2 pseudogenes are annotated in these 1,442 nt (G+C 62.1%); both read left to right on the top strand.

What is annotated here, in order from left to right:
- Positions 1 to 257: pseudogene (locus F2P46_RS35780) on the top strand (hypothetical protein); the annotation flags it as partial.
- A pseudogene (locus tag F2P46_RS35785) lies at positions 244 to 1,442 on the top strand (hypothetical protein); the annotation flags it as partial. The pseudogenes F2P46_RS35780 and F2P46_RS35785, both read left to right, overlap by 14 nt.

Consider the following 1,442-nt stretch of genomic DNA (forward strand, 5'->3'; position numbering starts at 1 on the left):
CGGACCTGTTCCGCGACCTGGCCGCGATCCTGTGCCAGCCGGACGATAAGGGCGTCAACAAGCGCCTTGAGCTGTTCGAGAAGGTCATGTCGCTAAATTCCCGTGCGGGCACCATGAAGACGCTGGCCGACGCTCTGCGCAATCTCATCGCCATGGAGCGCCAGGCGTTCGGGCTGGACGACAAGAAGGAAGACGAGGTGGGCTCGGGCGTGGAAGACGTCATCAAGCGTGTGATGGCCAAAAATGGCGGCGCCTAACGACGCCGACGTCGACGCGACGATTGCCGCGCTGCGCGACGATATCGAGCTGCATTGCGAGACGTGCATGTACGTGCTGGACAAGGCCGGCAAAAAGGTCCTGCTCAAGTTCAACCGGGCCCAGCGCTACGTCCATGCGCGCATCGAGGAACAGCGCAAAGAGATCGGCAAGGTCAGGGCGATCATCCTGAAAGGGCGGCAGCAGGGTGCTTCGACCTACATCGGTGCGCGCTTCTACTGCATTTCGTCCATTAACTTCGGCCGCTCGGCGTTCATCGTGGCGCACGAGCAGAAAGCGACCGATAATCTGTTCAAGATGGTCAAGCGCTATCACGGGCACAACCCGTTCGCCCCATCGACCAGTGCGACGAACTCGAAAGAGCTGGTCTTTGACAAGCTCGACGGTGGTTACAAGCTGGCGACCGCAGGCACGGCCGACGTCGGCCGGGGCAACACCGCCCAGGTGGCGCACCTTTCTGAATTCGCGTTCTGGAAAAACGCGCAGATGCACATGGCCGGGCTGGGTAACACGATTGCCGACCTGGACGAGACCGAGATCATCATCGAATCGACCGCCAACGGCACCGGTGGCGGTTTCCACAGCATGTGGCAGGACGCCGAGGCGGGGATCGGCGAGTACATCGCCATCTTCGTGCCTTGGTTCTGGCAGGACGAGTACCGCGCGACCGTGCCGGAAAATTTCATCGTCACGGCCGAAGATCAAAAGTACATGGACGCCTACGGGCTGGACATGGAGCAGATGGCGTGGCGCCAGAACAAGGTCATCACGTATGGCCAGGGCTTCGAGTGGCTTTTCGATCAGGAGTACCCGGCCACCGCCGCGCTCGCGTTCCGCTCGGCCACCACCGACCCGCTGATCAGTCCGACGAGCGTCATGGCGGCCGTCAACAGCACCTACCGCGAGCGCACCGGCGCCTTCGTGATCGGCTGCGATCCAGCCGAATACGGGCCTGACAGGACGGCGATCGCCTTCCGCCATGGCCGTACCGTGTTTCGCATCGAGTACCACGAAAAGAAGGGACCGATGGAGGTGGCCGGCATCCTTGCCGGCTACTACCGCGACATGCAGCCCGATGCCATCTTCGTGGACAAGATCGGCATCGGATCGGGCATCGTGGACCGGCTCAAGGAGCTAGGCGTGCCCGTCATCGGCGTGAACTCTGC

This window comes from Massilia sp. CCM 8734 (genome assembly GCF_011682155.1).
Taxonomy (GTDB): Bacteria; Pseudomonadota; Gammaproteobacteria; order Burkholderiales; family Burkholderiaceae_D; genus Telluria_A; species Telluria_A rubra.